6 protein-coding genes, 3 rRNA genes and 1 pseudogene are annotated in these 15,246 nt (G+C 60.7%); 8 read left to right on the forward strand and 2 right to left on the reverse strand.

Going from position 1 to position 15,246, the window contains the following annotated elements:
• The first annotated feature begins 1 nt into the window (after position 1).
• The 8 genes and pseudogenes from AYX22_RS04945 to AYX22_RS04980 all read left to right on the forward strand — a co-directional run bounded on the left by AYX22_RS04945 (position 2) and on the right by AYX22_RS04980 (position 12,249).
• Positions 2–3,688 carry a 1,4-alpha-glucan branching enzyme gene (locus AYX22_RS04945; protein ID WP_207596394.1) on the forward strand — a complete coding sequence of 1,229 codons (3,687 nt, stop codon included), beginning with the start codon at positions 2–4 and terminating at the stop codon, positions 3,686–3,688.
• A 506-nt stretch (positions 3,689–4,194) separates the two neighbouring features.
• A 16S ribosomal RNA gene (locus AYX22_RS04950) occupies positions 4,195–5,714 on the forward strand.
• 540 nt (positions 5,715–6,254) lie between these two features.
• Positions 6,255–9,412 (forward strand): 23S ribosomal RNA (locus tag AYX22_RS04955).
• A gap of 154 nt (positions 9,413–9,566) precedes the next feature.
• Positions 9,567–9,683, forward strand: a 5S ribosomal RNA gene (gene rrf, locus AYX22_RS04960).
• Together the 16S, 23S and 5S rRNA genes form the textbook arrangement of a ribosomal RNA operon.
• Positions 9,684–9,785: 102 nt before the next feature.
• Entirely contained in the window at positions 9,786–10,010 is a 225-nt protein-coding gene (locus tag AYX22_RS04965) for a hypothetical protein (RefSeq protein ID WP_207597698.1), read from the forward strand.
• Between the two features lie 21 nt (positions 10,011–10,031).
• On the forward strand, positions 10,032–11,366 hold the full coding sequence (locus AYX22_RS04970) for an ISL3 family transposase (RefSeq protein WP_242703530.1): 1,335 nt from the start codon (positions 10,032–10,034) through the stop codon (positions 11,364–11,366).
• Positions 11,367–11,402: 36 nt separating this feature from the next.
• Positions 11,403–11,735 (forward strand): annotated as a pseudogene (locus AYX22_RS04975) (hypothetical protein); the annotation flags it as partial.
• On the forward strand, positions 11,719–12,249 hold the full coding sequence (locus AYX22_RS04980) for an N-acetyltransferase (RefSeq protein ID WP_242703531.1): 531 nt from the start codon (positions 11,719–11,721) through the stop codon (positions 12,247–12,249). The pseudogene AYX22_RS04975 and the gene AYX22_RS04980, both read left to right, overlap by 17 nt.
• 31 nt (positions 12,250–12,280) lie before the next feature.
• Here AYX22_RS04980 and AYX22_RS04985 read toward each other — a convergent pair whose 3' ends face one another.
• The gene (locus tag AYX22_RS04985; RefSeq protein ID WP_207596395.1) at positions 12,281–13,303 is read right to left on the reverse strand and encodes a LacI family DNA-binding transcriptional regulator; all 1,023 of its coding nucleotides are present in this window, start codon (positions 13,301–13,303) and stop codon (positions 12,281–12,283) included.
• A 19-nt stretch (positions 13,304–13,322) separates the two neighbouring features.
• Positions 13,323–15,050 (reverse strand): glycoside hydrolase family 13 protein, encoded by a 1,728-nt coding sequence (locus AYX22_RS04990; RefSeq protein ID WP_242703532.1) that lies wholly within the window; start codon positions 15,048–15,050, stop codon positions 13,323–13,325.
• Positions 15,051–15,246 lie beyond the last annotated feature (196 nt).

A 15,246-nucleotide genomic window follows, 5' to 3' on the forward strand; every position in this document is an offset into this window, starting at 1 on the left:
GATGAGCAAGGCAAACTTGAACCCCTCCATTGAAGGACTTCTCCGTCACTGGCTGCCAGGCAAGCGCTGGTTCCCGGTCCAGAGCCCCGACTTTGCGCTGGAGCAGGTGGGCGCTGTCAGCCTCCCTGGCACTCACGGCGACACTGCTTTTGAGGTGGTGCTGCTGGCGGTGACCCACCGGACGGCCGACGGCGGTCCCCGGACTGACGTGGTGCAGGTTCCGTTGAGCTACCGGAGCCAACCACTGGTGGACGCCCCGGCGGCATTGTTGGGGGAGTTTACGGACGACTCGGGCCTGCGCCTGGTGTACGACGCCGTCTACGATTCCGATTTCGTCACCGCCTGGCTGGAACTGATGCGGAGCGAAGGCAGCGTGGGAGGTGCACGGGGACACCTCACCCGTGGCCGCGTCGCGCTCCCTGAAAACCCCACCTCCGTACGGGTCCTGTCCGGCGAGCAGTCCAACACGTCGGTCATCATCGACGACGGCGATTCGGCCGCGATCGTGAAGATCTTCCGCGTGCTGGCGGCTGGAAAGAATCCCGAAGTAGAGCTTGGCGCCGCCCTGACCGCCGCCGGGACCGCCGAAGTTCCTGCGACGCTCGGCTGGATCACCGGCTCGTGGGAGGGCCCGGCATCGAACGGATCCGCGCCGGCTACCGGAGAACTGACCGTGGCACATGAATTTCTGCTTGGTGGGTTGGACGCCTGGCGGTTGGCCGTCGAAGCAGCCGCAGCCGGTAAGGATTTCACTGCCGAGGCCCGCGGGCTCGGGGCCGCGACCGCCACGGTTCACGCAAGGCTGGCGGAAACGTTCGGTACCCAGGACGGGCAGGAACAGGGGCCCAATATCATCGCAGCTGTAGCACGGCGCGTCCGCCAGTCGTGGGCTGAGGCGGCATCCGCCGTCGGGCCCTATGACGGCAACCTCGACCAGCTGCTGGCCGCACTGGATCCCCGCGATGTGGGGCAACTGCAGCGCGTCCACGGAGACCTCCACCTGGGACAGATCCTGTTGGTTCCTGCAGACGAATCGGTGTCCGGCGACGACGGACGGCCAGGGCGGTGGGCCATCCTCGACTTCGAAGGCGAGCCCCTGCGGACCATTGACGAGCGCAACAGTCCTGATCTTCCCCTGCGTGATGTCACGGGCATGCTGCGCTCCTTCGACTATGCGGCGGGTGCTGCTACGCGCGAAAATTCCCATGCCAACGTGCCTGAAACCTGGGTGGATGACTGCGCTGCAGCGTTCCTTGAGGGCTACAGCGACGTCACCCCCGGAACCATAGACCGCCGCTCGCCGCTCTTTGTGGCATTGTGGCTGGACAAGGCCTTATACGAGGTGGTGTACGAGTTGCGGAACCGGCCCGACTGGCTGTCGATTCCGGTCAACGCATCACGACGAATCCTCGACAACACAAGCCGCGGCAAGCATGCGGCAGCTACAGCGGAAGGTAATGACATGACTGGCTCTGCACGCACCGAACGGCCCCGAGTTCCCTTGCACGTGGACTCCGAGACCTTGGAACGCGTGGCAGCCGGCGCCTATCACGCGCCGCACTCGGTCCTGGGCGCACACTTGGACGACCACGGCCACGTCACCGTCCGTACGGTGAAGCACCTCGCAAAGTCCGTGGCGGTGGTGACCGAAAGCGGCCGGACCGACATGGAACATGAAGCCCATGGCGTGTGGGCCGCCGTCCTGGAACCGCTGCAGGCCGGCCACGTGCCGGACTACCGTTTGGAAGTGGTGTACGACGTCGAACCCGTCACCATCGATGACCCGTACCACTACCTGCCTACCGTCGGTGAAGTGGACCTGCACTTGATCGGTGAAGGCCGCCATGAGCGCCTTTGGGATGTGCTCGGCGCCCACGTGCAGCACTACCGTTCCGCGCTCAGCGAGGTGGACGGTGTCTCGTTCGCAGTGTGGGCCCCGAACGCCCAGGCAGTTCGCGTCAAGGGCGACTTCAACGGCTGGGATGGCCGTCAGCATGGCATGCGTTCCCTGGGTTCCTCCGGAGTCTGGGAACTCTTCATTCCGGGGGTTGTAGCAGGGGCGTGCTATAAATACGAGATCCTGACCAAGTCCGGCCACTGGATAGAAAAAGCCGACCCGTTGGCGTTCGGTACAGAGGTCCCGCCATTGACGGCGTCGCGCGTTGTGGACACCAGCTACCGCTTCAAGGATGCGGAGTGGATGACAGCCCGCGCCGCGAAAGATCCGCATAACTCGCCCATGAGCGTTTACGAAGTTCACCTGGGCTCTTGGCGATTGGGTCTTGGCTACAAGGAACTTGCCAAGGAACTTGTGGACTATGTGAAATGGCTCGGGTTCTCCCACGTCGAGTTCATGCCAGTGGCCGAGCACCCCTTCGGTGGTTCATGGGGCTACCAGGTGACGTCCTACTTTGCGCCGACTTCCCGCTTTGGCCACCCGGACGAGTTCCGTTTCCTGGTGGATTCACTTCACCAGGCCGGCATCGGCGTCCTCCTCGACTGGGTACCTGCGCACTTCCCCAAGGACTCCTGGGCGTTGGCGCAGTTCGACGGTCAGCCGCTGTACGAGCACTCCGACCCCGCGTTGGGTGAACACCCGGACTGGGGAACCCTGATCTTCGATTTCGGGCGCAGCGAGGTCCGCAACTTCCTGGTGTCCAATGCGCTGTACTGGCTGGAAGAATTCCACATCGATGGCCTCCGGGTGGACGCTGTTGCCTCGATGATCTACCTGGACTACTCCCGCGAAGAAGGGCAGTGGAAGCCCAACAAGTTCGGCGGCCGCGAGAACCTCGAAGCCATCTCCTTCATGCAGGAAGTCAACGCCACCGTCTACAAGTCCCATCCCGGGGCCATCATCATCGCCGAGGAATCCACCGCCTTCCCCGGTGTCACGGCCCCCACCAACCACGGTGGACTGGGCTTCGGGCTCAAATGGAACATGGGCTGGATGCATGACTCGCTCAAGTACATCTCCGAAGACCCCATCAACCGCAAGTGGCATCACGGCACCATTACGTTCTCCCTGGTTTACGCCTTCACCGAGAACTTCCTGCTGCCCATCAGCCACGACGAAGTAGTTCACGGCAAGGGCTCAATGCTCCGGAAGATGCCCGGTGACCGCTGGCAGCAGCTGGCCAACCTCCGCGCCTTCTTCGCCTACCAGTGGGCGCATCCGGGCAAGCAACTCATCTTCATGGGCACCGAGTTCGGCCAGGAAGCCGAATGGTCCGAGCAGTATGGACTGGACTGGTTCCTGGCGGACATTCCGGCGCACCGCGGACTGCAACTCCTGATCAAGGATCTCAACGAGCTCTACACCTCGACGCCCGCCCTTTACCAGCGGGACAACGATGCCGGCGGGTTCCAGTGGATCAACGGCGGGGATGCCGACCACAACGTCTTGTCCTTCATTCGCTGGGACCAGGATGGCAAACCGTTGGTCTGCGCTGTGAACTTCTCCGGCGGTCCGCATAAGGACTACATCCTGGGTGTGCCTGCAGCGGGGGAATGGACCGAAGTCCTGAACACCGACTCGGAAACGTACGGCGGCTCCGGAGTGGTGAATGCAGGTTCCCTGAAAGCCTCGTCACCCGGAACCGATGGCCAGCCCGCCGCGCTGACCGTTACTCTTCCTCCGCTCGGCGCCTCCTGGTTCGCGCCGGCCGGGCAGCCTCGGCGTTCGTAATCACCCAATAGGGCAGTAGGTCTTCAGGCGGAGAGGGCCCGGATCCAGGATTCCGGTCCCTCTTCCCTTTGTTTCCGGGGATTTTGCCAGGCTAAGCGACCGTGTCGTTGCCGGGTTTTGCCATCGCGGGGAAGTAGGGGTATAGTTAGTACCCGCGCTGCTCCCCAGTGGAGGACGGTGAAGCTGACAAGAAACCGCAAGGAAAATCAAGTCAAGTTCGCCGATTTGACCCGGAGGCAGGCAGCGTGTAAGTTTGAAAAGTTGCTCCGGAGCGATCCAGCGAAGGCTGGTGGTACTGCTCTGGGATTGTGACCTGTTGTTTGAGAACTCAATAGTGTGCCAAGTTTGTTGATACCGATTGTTTTATTGATTGGTTGAAATTATGGCTGGATCATTGCGCACCCCCGTGTGTGGTGGTCTGGTTTTCAGCTGGTTTCGAATTTTGTGCAGCCGTGCCGGCCGTTATTTCCGGTGGGTGTGGTTGTGTCTGTTTGATTTGTTTTTCTTCAACGGAGAGTTTGATCCTGGCTCAGGATGAACGCTGGCGGCGTGCTTAACACATGCAAGTCGAACGATGATCCCAGCTTGCTGGGGGATTAGTGGCGAACGGGTGAGTAACACGTGAGTAACCTGCCCTTGACTCTGGGATAAGCCTGGGAAACTGGGTCTAATACCGGATATGACCGTCTGACGCATGTCAGGTGGTGGAAAGCTTTTGTGGTTTTGGATGGACTCGCGGCCTATCAGCTTGTTGGTGGGGTAATGGCCTACCAAGGCGACGACGGGTAGCCGGCCTGAGAGGGTGACCGGCCACACTGGGACTGAGACACGGCCCAGACTCCTACGGGAGGCAGCAGTGGGGAATATTGCACAATGGGCGCAAGCCTGATGCAGCGACGCCGCGTGAGGGATGACGGCCTTCGGGTTGTAAACCTCTTTCAGTAGGGAAGAAGCGAAAGTGACGGTACCTGCAGAAGAAGCGCCGGCTAACTACGTGCCAGCAGCCGCGGTAATACGTAGGGCGCAAGCGTTATCCGGAATTATTGGGCGTAAAGAGCTCGTAGGCGGTTTGTCGCGTCTGCTGTGAAAGACCGGGGCTCAACTCCGGTTCTGCAGTGGGTACGGGCAGACTAGAGTGCAGTAGGGGAGACTGGAATTCCTGGTGTAGCGGTGAAATGCGCAGATATCAGGAGGAACACCGATGGCGAAGGCAGGTCTCTGGGCTGTAACTGACGCTGAGGAGCGAAAGCATGGGGAGCGAACAGGATTAGATACCCTGGTAGTCCATGCCGTAAACGTTGGGCACTAGGTGTGGGGGACATTCCACGTTTTCCGCGCCGTAGCTAACGCATTAAGTGCCCCGCCTGGGGAGTACGGCCGCAAGGCTAAAACTCAAAGGAATTGACGGGGGCCCGCACAAGCGGCGGAGCATGCGGATTAATTCGATGCAACGCGAAGAACCTTACCAAGGCTTGACATGAACCGGTAATACCTGGAAACAGGTGCCCCGCTTGCGGTCGGTTTACAGGTGGTGCATGGTTGTCGTCAGCTCGTGTCGTGAGATGTTGGGTTAAGTCCCGCAACGAGCGCAACCCTCGTTCTATGTTGCCAGCGCGTTATGGCGGGGACTCATAGGAGACTGCCGGGGTCAACTCGGAGGAAGGTGGGGACGACGTCAAATCATCATGCCCCTTATGTCTTGGGCTTCACGCATGCTACAATGGCCGGTACAAAGGGTTGCGATACTGTGAGGTGGAGCTAATCCCAAAAAGCCGGTCTCAGTTCGGATTGGGGTCTGCAACTCGACCCCATGAAGTCGGAGTCGCTAGTAATCGCAGATCAGCAACGCTGCGGTGAATACGTTCCCGGGCCTTGTACACACCGCCCGTCAAGTCACGAAAGTTGGTAACACCCGAAGCCGGTGGCCTAACCCTTGTGGGGGGAGCCGTCGAAGGTGGGACCGGCGATTGGGACTAAGTCGTAACAAGGTAGCCGTACCGGAAGGTGCGGCTGGATCACCTCCTTTCTAAGGAGCTGCTAGCAGCTGTTCCGTGTTCTGTGTATGCAGTTCGTGGTGGTTGTCAGTGTTGCCCATTGCGCAGGCGTCTGTTCTGCGGTGGGTGCTCATGGGTGGAATATCAACGAATCAAACTTGTTTGGCATGGCCTTTACCGGTTGTGTCCTGGTGCCAGTACGGCAGCATGTGTCTCTGCTTTTTGTGGGGGTGGGTGTTGTTGGGAACGCTGCCGGGGTGCATGGTTTGTGGGGGTTGTGTTTGGCGCACTGTTGGGTCCTGAGGCAACAGGACCTTTTTGCAGCAATGCAGAGGGCATCGTTCTGGTGTTTCTTTTGTTCCTGCTTCCGGTTCTGCCGCGTGTCCCTGTGTGGGGTGGTGGTGGTCTGGTTGATGGGGTTGTTGTTTGAGAACTACATAGTGGACGCGAGCATCTGAGACATGCATGGCTGGCCTTTCGGGGTTGGTGTGTGTGTTTCTACAGCAATTTCTTATGAATGAACCTGGCCCTTGTGGTCGTGGTTCTCTCGAGTAAGTTTTTGATCTTTGTGTGGTCAAGTTTTTAAGGGCACACGGTGGATGCCTTGGCATTAGGAGCCGAAGAAGGACGTAGGAATCTGCGATAAGCCTGGGGGAGTTGATAACCGAGCGTTGATCCCAGGATGTCCGAATGGGGAAACCCCGCACAACGCTGCAAGGTGATTGTGTGACCCGCATCTGAACACATAGGGTGCGTGGGGGGAACGCGGGGAAGTGAAACATCTCAGTACCCGCAGGAAGAGAAAACAATAGTGATTCCGTTAGTAGTGGCGAGCGAACGCGGATCAGGCTAAACCGTTCCATGTGTGATAGCCGGCGGGCGTTGCATGGGCGGGGTTGTGGGACTTTCCGTGATGGTTCTGCCGGACCGTTGGGGTGATGTGCAGGCATAGGTGAACGGTCTTGAAAGGCCGGCCAGAGAGGGTGGGAGCCCCGTAACCGTAATGTTGTGTGCAGCCTGGAGAGTATCCCAAGTAGCACGGGGCCCGAGAAATCCCGTGCGAATCTGTCAGGACCACCTGATAAGCCTAAATACTTCCTAATGACCGATAGCGGACCAGTACCGTGAGGGAAAGGTGAAAAGTACCCCGGGAGGGGAGTGAAACAGTACCTGAAACCGTGTGCTTACAATCCGTCGGAGCAACCGCGAGTGATCGCATAGTAGTTGTGACGGCGTGCCTTTTGAAGAATGAGCCTGCGAGTTAGTGTTACGTCGCGAGGTTAACCCGTGTGGGGTAGCCGTAGCGAAAGCGAGTCTGAACAGGGCGAGTGTAGTGGCGTGATCTAGACCCGAAGCGGAGTGATCTACCCATGGCCAGGTTGAAGCGACGGTAAGACGTCGTGGAGGACCGAACCCACTTCAGTTGAAAATGGAGGGGATGAGCTGTGGGTAGGGGTGAAAGGCCAATCAAACTCCGTGATAGCTGGTTCTCCCCGAAATGCATTTAGGTGCAGCGTTGCGTGTTTCTTGCCGGAGGTAGAGCTACTGGATGGCCGATGGGCCCTACAAGGTTACTGACGTCAGCCAAACTCCGAATGCCGGTAAGTGAGAGCGCAGCAGTGAGACTGTGGGGGATAAGCTTCATAGTCGAGAGGGAAACAGCCCAGACCACCAACTAAGGCCCCTAAGCGTGTGCTAAGTGGGAAAGGATGTGGAGTTGCGAAGACAACCAGGAGGTTGGCTTAGAAGCAGCCATCCTTGAAAGAGTGCGTAATAGCTCACTGGTCAAGTGATTCCGCGCCGACAATGTAGCGGGGCTCAAGTACACCGCCGAAGTTGTGGATTTCACACATTGCCCTAGCCTTCGTGGTTCAGGGGTGTGGAGTGGTAGGGGAGCGTCGTGTGGGCAGTGAAGTCGCGGTGGAAACCAGCGGTGGAGCCTACACGAGTGAGAATGCAGGCATGAGTAGCGAAAGACGGGTGAGAAACCCGTCCGCCGAATGATCAAGGGTTCCAGGGTCAAGCTAATCTGCCCTGGGTAAGTCGGGACCTAAGGCGAGGCCGACAGGCGTAGTCGATGGACAACGGGTTGATATTCCCGTACCGGCGAAAAACCGCCCATGCCAAGCGGGGGATACTAACCGCCCGGAGCCTGCCCGCTCACCCTTGTGGTGTTGTGGGTTTTGGCCGAGCGCGGGACCTGATCCCGGGAGGTAAGCGTATTAACAGGTGTGACGCAGGAAGGTAGCCGGGCCGGGCGATGGTTGCCCCGGTCTAAGGATGTAGGGTCAGGGATAGGCAAATCCGTTCCTGTGTGCTTCGAGCACGTTCCTGAGATCTGATGGGACTCCCGTATGGGGGGATCCGGTGATCCTATGCTGCCTAGAAAAGCATCGACGCGAGGTTTTAGCCGCCCGTACCCCAAACCGACACAGGTGATCAGGTAGAGAATACCAAGGCGATCGAGAGAATTATGGTTAAGGAACTCGGCAAAATGCCCCCGTAACTTCGGGAGAAGGGGGGCCTGCCCCGTGATGGAGACTTGCTCTCCGTGAGCGGGTGTGGGCCGCAGAGACCAGGGGGAAGCGACTGTTTACTAAAAACACAGGTCCGTGCGAAGTCGCAAGACGATGTATACGGACTGACTCCTGCCCGGTGCTGGAAGGTTAAGAGGACCGGTTAGCCACCTTGTGTGGCGAAGCTGAGAATTTAAGCCCCAGTAAACGGCGGTGGTAACTATAACCATCCTAAGGTAGCGAAATTCCTTGTCGGGTAAGTTCCGACCTGCACGAATGGAGTAACGACTTCCCCGCTGTCTCAACCATAAACTCGGCGAAATTGCAGTACGAGTAAAGATGCTCGTTACGCGCAGCAGGACGGAAAGACCCCGAGACCTTTACTATAGTTTGGTATTGGTGTTCGGAGTGGCTTGTGTAGGATAGGTGGGAGACGTTGAAACCCGGACGCCAGTTCGGGTGGAGTCATCGTTGAAATACCACTCTGGTCACTTTGGACATCTAACTTCGGCCCGTGATCCGGGTCAGGGACAGTGCCTGATGGGTAGTTTAACTGGGGCGGTTGCCTCCTAAAAAGTAACGGAGGCGCCCAAAGGTTCCCTCAGCCTGGTTGGCAATCAGGTGTCGAGTGTAAGTGCACAAGGGAGCTTGACTGTGAGAGAGACATCTCAAGCAGGGACGAAAGTCGGGACTAGTGATCCGGCGGTACATTGTGGAATGGCCGTCGCTCAACGGATAAAAGGTACCTCGGGGATAACAGGCTGATCTTGCCCAAGAGTCCATATCGACGGCATGGTTTGGCACCTCGATGTCGGCTCGTCGCATCCTGGGGCTGGAGTAGGTCCCAAGGGTTGGGCTGTTCGCCCATTAAAGCGGTACGCGAGCTGGGTTTAGAACGTCGTGAGACAGTTCGGTCCCTATCCGCTGCGCGCGCAGGAAATTTGAGAAGGGCTGTCCTTAGTACGAGAGGACCGGGACGGACGAACCTCTGGTGTGTCAGTTGTACTGCCAAGTGCATCGCTGATTAGCTACGTTCGGATGGGATAACCGCTGAAAGCATCTAAGCGGGAAGCTCGCTTCAAGATGAGATTTCCATACACATTTATGTGTGAGAGGCCCCCAGCCAGACCACTGGGTTGATAGGCCGGATGTGGAAGCGAGGACTAAAGACTCGTGAAGCTGACCGGTACTAATAGGCCAACAACTTACACCACACAACACACTGCACGCGTCCACTATGTGGTTCCCGAACAACAACCCGCACCAAGGGTTGCCGGAACCAACAACTAAATAACAACACCACAGTTGTAACCACAAAGTCTTCCCACCCACCCCCACCAACAAGGGGGCCGGGACGGGTAACAGAGTTACGGCGGTCATAGCGTGGGGGAAACGCCCGGTCCCATTCCGAACCCGGAAGCTAAGACCCACAGCGCCGATGGTACTGCACCCGGGAGGGTGTGGGAGAGTAGGACACCGCCGGACAACCATTAAGGCAAGAGCCCCGACCACAGGTCGGGGCTCTTCCCCTTTAACCACCCTTACCACCCCCTTCAAATTCCTGCGCCGGCGGTAGAGTTGGTGGTCATGGAAAACCTCTTCAGCCACCCCGCCTCTGAACCCGAACCGTCCCAGCAGGCAGGCGACGCACTTCAGCCGCTCATCTTCACTGTTGTGGTGCCCACCAACGTTTCGCATGCTTTCCAGGGATTCACTGATCATCCGCACCTGTGGTGGCCGCTGGAGCAGGAAAGCGTGTTTGGTGGCTCTTCGCGGTTGATGGTGAAACAGGTTCCGTGTCTTGAAATCTGAAGGGCTCGTAGCCCTGCTGTGATGGATGTTCTCTACGCATTCATCAAGAGTCAGGAGCTACGAGCCTTGAACGAGCCTACTTCGCCGCGCCCCGATGCTGCCACCGCCATTTTCAACCTGCCCGACTACCGGGTCACCGGCACCGAGGTCCTCGCCTTCGGGCAGCGACGGATCCGCGTCGTGGCCACCGCCGAGGCCGGCTGCCCGTCCTGCGGCGTGATCAGCACCCGCGTGCATTCACGCCGGTCACAACGCCTGCGTGACATCCCTGTCGCCGGCCCGGTCGAAGTGGTCTGGGCCAAGCGGAGGTTCTTCTGCGATGAGTACCTGTGCCCCCGCCGGACATTCACCGAGGAGACAGCCGAGGTACCGCGCCGGGCACGGTCCACCCGCCGGCTCCGTGAGGCCCTGGTGGCCGCCGTGATCGGTTCCGGGAGGGCCGCCGCCGAGGCTGCCTCTTCATTCGGTGTCTCGTGGTGGCTTGTCCAGCGGGCACTGGATTCCGCGGCGCTGACGCTGCCCGATGTCGATGCCCTGGCACCGCGGATGCTCGGCATCGATGAACACCGCTACCGGTCCGTGCGGTTCTTCCGCGACCCTGCCACGAAGGCCTGGAAACGCTACGAACCCTGGATGACCACCATCGTCGATCTCGACACCGGACAAGTCCTCGGGATCGTTGACGGCCGCGACAGCGAGGGGGTAGGAGACTGGCTGTTCGCCCGCCCGCTTCAGTGGCGGCTGGGCGTGCAGGTCGTTGCCATCGACCCCTCGGCGGCGTTCCGCAATGCCCTGCGGATGTGGCTTCCACGCACCGCTGTCTCAGTCGACGCGTTCCACCTGGTCAAGCTCGGCAACGACATGCTCACCGAAGTCCGGCAACGACTCACCCAGCAGACCCATGGTCGGCGGGGGCGCTCCATCGATCCGGTCTGGGCCAACCGGCGACTGCTCCTGCGCGCCGGGGACACGCTCTCGGATCGGGCCCGGGACAGGCTCAGCAACGTGTTCGCGACCGACGATGTCACCGGGAAGCTGCAGGCCGCGTGGCTGGTCAAGGAACAGCTCCGGGCCCTGCTGACTACCGGCTCTCTTGCCGACGCTGCCGCCGCGAAGGACCGGCTGCAGGTCCTGGTCGAGCGAGCCGCGCAGCCGGAGACGAACCGGCTGTGGCGCACAATCTGCCGGTGGTGGAAAGAGATCGAAGTCCTCATTGTCACCGGTGCGACAACCGCGAAAGTGGAAGCCAACAACACCGCGATAAAACACATAAAGAGGACGGGTCGGGGATTCACCAACGCACGCAACTACAAAACCCGTATCCTGTTGCGCAGTGCCGCCAGAACAGCGGCATGAACATCCCTCACGGCAGAACGTTCACCACGAACCGTGAAGAGCCTGTTTGGTGCGGGGTCCCATGTTGAGTTTGAAGAGAACCTGATTCTTGAAACGGCCGAGGACGGCCGGACGTCGGTGTGGGGCACTATTGATGACTGGCAGCCCCCGCTGTCCTTCCACGCCAGCTGGTACCCGGCTGGAACGCCGTTGTGGTCCACGGAGATCCGGGTTGTTTTTGGTGCCGTGGATGAGGGCACGGAGGTACGCCTGATCCACGACGGGTGGGAAGGTGCCGAGGATCCGGTAGCGTCCAGGGCATCTTACGCCGAGGGCTGGCCCCGCGTGCTGGCATGCTACGTACGGTTCATGGGTGGAGCCAGTGCCTAGGGTCCGCCGGCTCCAACCCAGTGATTGGCGTTTGCTGCGTGAGGTGCGGCTGGAGATGCTCAAAGACACACCTATGGCTTACGTGGAGAGCCTGGAGTCAGCGCGGCGGCAGACCGATACGCAGTGGCAGGAACGTGCGGCTGCAATGTCCAGGAACTGCAGCCTTACATTGGTTGCCGATGCAGGCCAGGACGGCAGCACCTTCTGCGGATTGATGCGTGTGGTGGTCAAGGACCGCCAAAGCACGGAGAAGCCGCTGCAGGCCATGCTGCTCAGCGTCTACGTGGCACCCGGGCACCGGGGGCTGGGATTGGCCGACGAACTCCTCAACGAGGCGTGCAAAGCCGCCTCGGAAGAACTCGCCGCCGGGAGCATCCAGCTGGGGGTGCATGAGGACAATTCAAGGGCGCTGGCCTTCTACCGGCGTCACGGTTTCGAGACCACGGGTGCCAGCAGGCCTTATCCGCAGGACACTTCCAAGCTTGAGCTCACCATGGAGCGCCAGCTGTCGTAGCAGTCGACTCGAGGAGCACAGCAAGAAGCTGCTAGAAGGTACCTGCTTTGGGAACCGCGGTACTGGAGCGCACCACCAGCTTAGTGGGGTGTTCGGTATCGGCAGGTTCCAGGACGAGGTCCTTGGTGATGGCACCCAACAAGGTGCGGACGGCCAGCGCTCCTTGGCCTTTGGCGTCCTGGTCGATGGTGGTCAAGCCCAGGACATTGCCGAGATCATGTCCGTCGATCCCCATGACCGAGAGGTCATCCGGGATGCGGAGCCCGAAGTCCCGCGCCGCGAGGATGGTGCCGATGGCCATTTCGTCGGAGGCAGCGAAGACGGCGGTTGGCCTGTCCGGGGCACTGGCCAGCAGCTGCCGTGCCGCAGCGTAAGCGCCTTCAATGGTGAAGTCAGCGGAAACGATCCATTCGGGCCTGACGGGACAGCCGGCGTCGTTCATTGCTTCTTCGAATCCGCTCCGACGCGTTCCTGGAAGATGGAAGTCCTGGTCGTAGGCTTCGTTGCCGGTGATGTGCGCGATCTTGGTGTGCCCCAGACCGAGCAGGTGGTTGGTGGCCTTTCGCGCGATCGAGGAGTCGTCGATCCTGATGGTTGATGCTCCGGGTAAGGGCCCGCCAATTCCGACGATCGGCCGGTGCATGGCGTGGAGCTGCTGGAGCTCGTCCTCGCTCAGTTCCAGCGATACCGCGATGACCGCGTCCACCCGCTTGCGCAACAGGAAGTCGTTGAAGACGCTGTGCCGGTGCTCGGGGTTTTCCCCGATGTTGTACAGGGTGAGGTCGTACCCCGCTTCAAGCAGCGCGGCCGATGCGCCCTCGATCACCGCTGAGAAGAACCAGCGGTGGACCGAGGGCACCACCAAGCCAACGTTGTGCGTGCGCCCGGAGGCCAAGCTGGAGGCGTGGTAGGACAGCACGAAGCCCAGCTCTGATGCGGCGGCGCGGGCACGCTCCCGGCTGGTCGGCGATACATTGCCCTTGCCGCTGAGCGCCCGTGACACGGTGGCAACGGACAGCCCTGCTCGCTCGGCCACGTCCTTGATGCCCGTCATGCCGCTCCTAGGTGAAAAATCAGCTGACTGTCAGCCAGATTGTCTCCCCTGAGCCTAGTTGATCAGCGCCTGATGCAGGGGCGCTGCGCAGGATGGTGCTACCGGCCGGGAGCGGCAGGGGATCGGGGCCTACGTTCATGATCACCAGGGTGTTGCCATTCAGGTACGCCAGCGAAGACCAAGTGCAGTAGTCCTCAACCCAGGCCAGGGAACCTTGCCCGAGCCGGAGCGTGGCGCGTTCGGTGAGCATGGCGCGGTACAGGTTAAGGTGCGACGCCGGATCGGACTCCTGCAGGTCCCTCGCCAGCGTGGGCCAGGACTCGGGCTGCGGCAACCAAGGGTCCATGCCGCTGCCAAACCCGGAGTGGGGTTCGGCCGAACGCCAAGGGAGCGGCACGCGGCAACCGTCGCGGCCGATACGGGCTCCGCCGGTGCGGGCGAAAGTGGGATCCTGGCGCATGCTGCCGGGAATGCTGGAAGAATCGGGCAGGCCCAGTTCTTCGCCCTGGTAGAGGTATGCGCCGCCTGGGAGGCCGAGCATGAACATGGTAGCCGCGGCAGCCCGGCGTCGTCCGAGTTCTTCGTTGGGCTGCGCGTCATCGGGGCCGATGCCGTCTCCGTCGCGGGGACCAGGTCCGTCGTACCCGAAGCGTGAGACGTGCCGGACAACATCATGGTTGGACAGTACCCACGTGCTGGGGGCGCCGACGGCGTCGAGGGACACCAACGAGTCGGTGATGATGTGGCGCAGGCGATGTACGTCCAGGCCGGCGTGCAGGTAAGGGAAGTTGAAGGCCTGGTGCATTTCATCAGGGCGGACCCACTGCGCCAGTCGGGGGAGCGGATCCACATTGGCTTCCGCACAGAGGATTCGGTCCGGGCCGTACTCTTCCAGGATGGAACGCCACCGGCGGTAAATGTCGTGGAGGGCAGGCTGGCCGAACATCGGAGCGTCCTGGCCCGGGAAACCATCGGAGCTGTTGCCGTCGGCGCGGCCGCCCCAGTTGGGCAGGCCGGCTGCCTTGACCAGCGCGTGGGCTACGTCCACCCGGAAGCCGGAGATGCCGCGGTCCAGCCAGAACCGGAGCACGCGTTCGAATTCAGCGTGGACGGCTGGGTTGTCCCAGTTGAAGTCCGGCTGCGAGGAGTCGAAGAGGTGCAGGAACCATTGACCGGGCTGACCGTTCGGCTCGGTGATACGCGTCCATGCCGGACCGCCGAAGTGCGACTGCCAGTTGTTGGGCGGCTCGCTGCCGTCGTGCCCCTGGCCGTCGCGGAAGATGAACATCTCCCGCTCCACGCTGCCTGCACCCGCGGCAAGTGCTGCTTGGAAGGCGACGTGCTGGTCGGAGCAGTGATTGGGGACGAGGTCCGCGATGACGCGCAGGTTGAGCCTGTTGGCTTCGGCGATGAGGGCGTCGAAGTCGGCCAAGGTGCCAAACAGGGGATCGACGTCGCAGTAGTCGCTGACGTCATAACCCGCGTCCCGCTGGGGTGAGCGGTAGAACGGCGACAACCACACGGCGTCGACGCCCAACGCCGCCAATTGCGCGAGTTCAGCGGTGATGCCCGCCAAGTCTCCGACGCCGTCGCCGTTGAGGTCCCGGAACGAGCGCGGATAGATCTGGTAGATCACAGCGGAACGCCACCAACCGTGGGCCGCGGAGGCATCGTGGATCGGGGTCAGCTGCGTAAAAGCTGCAGTGGGCTCGTGGGTCGCAACCGAGAGCAATGAATCAACGGACATGAACACATCGTAGAAGAGAATTCCCCAAAGTGTAAACGTTTCCAGTCCTAAGGCTACTGTCTTTGCAATGCGACCGACGGCTGGGCTTTTCAAATTCGCATGCCGCCCTGTACTTAGTGGAAGCGCTTGCAGTTGATTCGGTGGTGGCCCGCTGGCTGAGCCGCCGTTCAACCTCGATAGCTGGAGGATCGACGTC

This window comes from Arthrobacter sp. D5-1 (assembly GCF_017357425.1).
GTDB lineage: Bacteria > Actinomycetota > Actinomycetes > Actinomycetales > Micrococcaceae > Arthrobacter.

What these genes read in the sequence shown, in the direction of transcription:
- AYX22_RS04945 (WP_207596394.1), top strand. Translation starts at nt 2, where the DNA reads ATGAGCAAGGCAAACTTGAACCCCTCCATTGAAGGACTTCTCCGTCAC.
- AYX22_RS04965 (WP_207597698.1), top strand. Translation starts at nt 9,786, where the DNA reads ATGGAAAACCTCTTCAGCCACCCCGCCTCTGAACCCGAACCGTCCCAG.
- AYX22_RS04970 (WP_242703530.1), top strand. Translation starts at nt 10,032, where the DNA reads ATGGATGTTCTCTACGCATTCATCAAGAGTCAGGAGCTACGAGCCTTG.
- AYX22_RS04985 (WP_207596395.1), bottom strand. Translation starts at nt 13,303, where the DNA reads ATGACGGGCATCAAGGACGTGGCCGAGCGAGCAGGGCTGTCCGTTGCC.
- AYX22_RS04990 (WP_242703532.1), bottom strand. Translation starts at nt 15,050, where the DNA reads ATGTCCGTTGATTCATTGCTCTCGGTTGCGACCCACGAGCCCACTGCA.